This window comes from Neisseria sp. P0001.S005, from assembly GCF_051963715.1.
Window position 1 is genome coordinate 1 of sequence record NZ_JBQCTZ010000268.1, and the last position, 3,879, is coordinate 3,879.

At 43.5% G+C, this 3,879-nt stretch carries 4 protein-coding genes; 2 read left to right on the top strand and 2 right to left on the bottom strand.

The window, feature by feature from the left end:
• The coding region (locus ACTHSP_RS18560) for an OmpP1/FadL family transporter (RefSeq protein ID WP_440346638.1) at positions 1-707 on the bottom strand (707 nt) is incomplete at its 3' end.
• A 211-nt stretch (positions 708-918) separates the two neighbouring features.
• On the opposite strand from ACTHSP_RS18560, the gene ACTHSP_RS18565 reads away from it, so the two are divergent.
• Positions 919-1,086 (top strand): hypothetical protein, encoded by a 168-nt coding sequence (locus ACTHSP_RS18565; RefSeq protein ID WP_283122013.1) that lies wholly within the window; start codon positions 919-921, stop codon positions 1,084-1,086.
• A 221-nt stretch (positions 1,087-1,307) separates the two neighbouring features.
• On the opposite strand, the gene ACTHSP_RS18570 is transcribed toward ACTHSP_RS18565, so the two are convergent.
• On the bottom strand, positions 1,308-1,745 hold the full coding sequence (locus ACTHSP_RS18570; protein WP_036473249.1) for a hypothetical protein: 438 nt from the start codon (positions 1,743-1,745) through the stop codon (positions 1,308-1,310).
• 287 nt (positions 1,746-2,032) lie between these two features.
• Between ACTHSP_RS18570 and ACTHSP_RS18575 the strand changes: the two genes are divergently transcribed.
• Positions 2,033-3,879: ESPR-type extended signal peptide-containing protein (locus ACTHSP_RS18575; RefSeq protein WP_440346639.1), on the top strand; the 1,847-nt coding region annotated here is incomplete at its 3' end.

A 3,879-nucleotide genomic window follows, 5' to 3' on the forward strand; every position in this document is an offset into this window, starting at 1 on the left:
TAGCCGAAGCCCCAATCGTGGCCTTTTACATCGGCATGACCGTCAGCTTTGCCGGTCGCATCGACAGCAACGGGACGACCTGCTTGACGGGAAGCCAAGCCGCTGGCCAACTGGCTGATGGCGCCGGAAGCATCCCAGTCGGAGTATTTACGCAATTCAGCTTTTGAATATTGGGCAATCAAACCGGCACCGACAGCGTGCTGCTCATTCAGTTTCCACGCGACTACCGGCTCGATGGCGATGGTGGTCAAACCCAGTTTGTTGATGTTATGGCGCAAGACGGAATCTTTTTCGTATTCAGTTGCAGAGCCGAAAGGAACATATACACCCAAACCCAAAGTCACATCGTCGCTGGCTTTGTACGCGCCATAGACGTGCGGAGCAACGGTGGTTTCGGTAATTTTGCCGCTGGTCGAGCCGCTGACATCGGCACCCGTACGGAAGTGTTTCGCAGATTCCGCTTCATAATGAATGCTTGGGAAAACGATATTGGCGTTGACGGAAATTTGGCTGCTGTCAAGTTTGGTCAGGCCGGCCGGGTTGTAGAAAATGGTTGAGGCATCGGCGGCTTCGGCGGCGGCGGCGTTGGCCGTGCCTTGAGCGTTAACGGATTGTGTGCCGAAGTGGTAACCGGAAGCTTGGACAGCGGTAGATAAAAGTGCTGTGCTTAAAATAAATGCTGTTTTTTTCAGATTGAAATGAATCATTTTGGTTTACCGTGAAAGTAGCGGACAAAGAAAAAGGCCGTCTGAAACGTCCTTTATTGATTTAGTATAGGTACTCAATTCTATACTACATCGTTATTCTTGCCTATTATTTTCGGTTTTTTACGGTATTATGTAGCAGTTGCACAAAGATTTAACCGATTAAAAACCTTAAAATCCCTATTGAAATTTTAACTCGATAGGGATTTTTATTATGGCGCAAAAGTTGCTGAAATACGAGTTAGTGGAACGCCTGTTAAAGCTAAAAGAAAAGCAAGATGAGCTGACGGTGCAAATGCAGTGTTTGTCACAAGAGATTAACGCATTAGCTCAACCTTATATACCGAAAGAACCAAAACCGCAGCCCTTGATTACGATGTGATTAGTCGCTCAAGTCTTACGTGAAAATCCTGATTGGATGTTTTGTGGGGAGATTGCTGAAAAGAGCTTAGCATTGTTGGGAAAACCACAATTTGTTGATATGGGCGATAAGCACTATAAGACAGTCAATCGAATACTGATTAAATTGCGTAAAAGAGGAATCGTTGAAAGTGGATTGAAGTTTTGGCGGTTAAAGCCATTAAAATAGCGGTAGAAATACCGCTATTTTTGTTTCAGTCGCCATTTGACATCGGTTACGCCTCTTTCTAGTCGTTCTACTACGCCTTTTGTCAGCCAATGTTTTAACGCGCCACGCACCGAAACCATATGCTTCGGACGAACGATAGGGTCTTGTCTGTCTTTTATTAAGACAATCTCAGTAATTTCATTGACCGTGAAATAATGGTCGGGTTGAGCTTTAAGTACCGCTAAGACCATTGGTCTTAATTTCCCACGGAATCTATGTTTGTAGGTTCGATATGAATAAACCTCAGTATCGTATTCATCGGTTAAGGCTTCATCTTCCATCACTTCAAGAGCATCGTTGAGTTTTTTGATTTTTCGTTCAACTAATTCAAGATGTTCTAGTACCTGTGTTCGTTCACGCTGCAAGCGGTCGATTTTAGCCTGAATTTGGCTAAAGTAGATTTTATTTCCCATTACATTATCAACCTTTCTGCTTGTCTATGATTACCCTGCCAAGCCAAAAGTGTAAACAACACTGTTGATTTCTACACCTATCTTTGAGTGAGAAAAGAGTATAGAATAAGTTACTTTTTTGTGAAACTTTTGTGCACATTTAATTGTCCGCACGGGAATTGCAAAAAAGTATAAAAGTATCAGATTGGTGTGATTGTTTATTTATTAAAGTGTGTTTTTAGCATTTTCTTAAATGAGCAGCGCACTTAGGTTAGATAAATGTATATACAGTAAGGAGATTCACTGTTATGAATAAAATATACAAGATTGTTTGGAATGCGGCCCAGGAGGCTTGGGTTGCCGTATCTGAACTTGCCAAGGGGCATGTAAAAGCCTCTTCTTCAGGCAAAAATGCTAAGCAAAGTACGGTGGTGGAGGAAGAAGGAAGTACCTCTTTTACACTGTATAGCTTAGGTAAAGCGGCTGCAAATGCCATGGTGATTGGTGGCGTTGCGGTAACCTTATTCAGTTTAAGTCAAACGGCTCAAGCCGCTGACAAGCATGAGACAGCTGTTGTCGCTCAGCAAGGGACGAGAGAGAAAGCTCGAGGCCAAGAACCTAATGCATTGCTTGCTTTGGGCAATGACACTTATGCGGGAGGGCGTTCTACTGTTGTTATTGGGGAGTCCTCTAGGCTTAATGGTACGGTTGCTATGGCTCTTGGTAACGGCATTAATATTGATCACGGTATTGCTCCGCAATCTGTGTTTTTGGGGAAATCTATTGATGATAGATATAACCAGGATAAACCGAGAGGCAAAAAACAAAGTCAGTATGTAAAGTCACAAGTTATTGGTAGTGATATCTACTTTGGTGGCCTCACAAATAATAAAGTGGACGGTCTTAATCAAGCTACTCTTATGGGTAATAACATTAAACATTTGTCAGAGGAGCAATCTAACTCTATGATGACTGCCTCTAATTTTGTTTTTAGAGGCATTAAAGCTCAGGATAGTGCAGTGAATGGTCATGGCATTACTGTAAACCTTAATAGCTCTGCTAAGCGTGCTGTGTTGAATCGTTCAAGTATTACCGGTACCAATATTAATATCAATTCTACTGGAGATATCAATGAGATGTTGGTTTCCGGTACTACGATTAGCGTAACCAGACAAAACAATGCTCTTGGAGGGGCCTTAGTTGGTAACAATATCAACTTTGATAGCACAGGTGCAACTGTAAATACAGAGAAGGTTAACTATGTTGGTCAAGATATCAATGTAACAGCCTCATCAACATCTAACCCATTATTTGGTCAAGGAATTGCACTTCATAATTCTAATCTTAGTGGTGCTCCAACCTTCGGTCAGAATATCAAATCAAGCAATTCAGCAATTTCAAACACGTTAACACAAGGTTATAACACTACCTTTAACGGAGCTACGGTAAATGATTCGGTTCTTACAGTGAATAACGCCACTATAACCGGTCGTTTGACTAATGCGACATTAATGGGGCGTGATATTAACACCAGCGGCAATGTTGCTGATACTCAAGTTGTGGGTAACAGAAATACTGTAACAGCTTCGAACACCCAAGTATTGGGCAGCGGCATTACTGCGAATGTCAATAACTCCGTCTATTTGGGCGATGCTTCAGAAGTTGAAGCGAAAGGTGTTGGTGAAAAGGTAGCTATAAATATTAAAACGGAGGGGCGTACTGCAGGGACTTCTGATTACCTTGAGCAGTTAATACACGATGGCACACGAGCCAAATTTGCGGGTGGTAGTGGTGTTTCGGGGGCTGTTACGGTTGGTAATGCAACGAATACTCGTCGAATTCAACATGTGGCTCCAGGGTACTATGATGCAAATTCTACCGATGCAGTGAATGGTTCTCAGTTATACGCTGTTGGGCAGTCGGCGGGTAACGCGTACTTTAAAGCAGTTGAAGCGGCGAAAGCAGCGAAGGCGGCAGATGATAAAGCAGTAGCGGCAGACACTAAAGCGGGTCAAGCTAAGACAGCGGCAGCTGCGGCAGATGCTAAAGCGGTAGCGGCAGATGCTAAAGCAGTAGCGGCAGATGCTAAAGCAGTAGCGGCAGATACCAAAGCGGGTCAAGCTAAGACAGCGGCAGCTGCGGCAGATGCTAAAGC

Excerpts from the sequence above, each read along its gene's own strand:
- ACTHSP_RS18565 (WP_283122013.1), top strand. The coding sequence starts at position 919 with ATGGCGCAAAAGTTGCTGAAATACGAGTTAGTGGAACGCCTGTTAAAG.
- ACTHSP_RS18570 (WP_036473249.1), bottom strand. The coding sequence starts at position 1,745 with ATGGGAAATAAAATCTACTTTAGCCAAATTCAGGCTAAAATCGACCGC.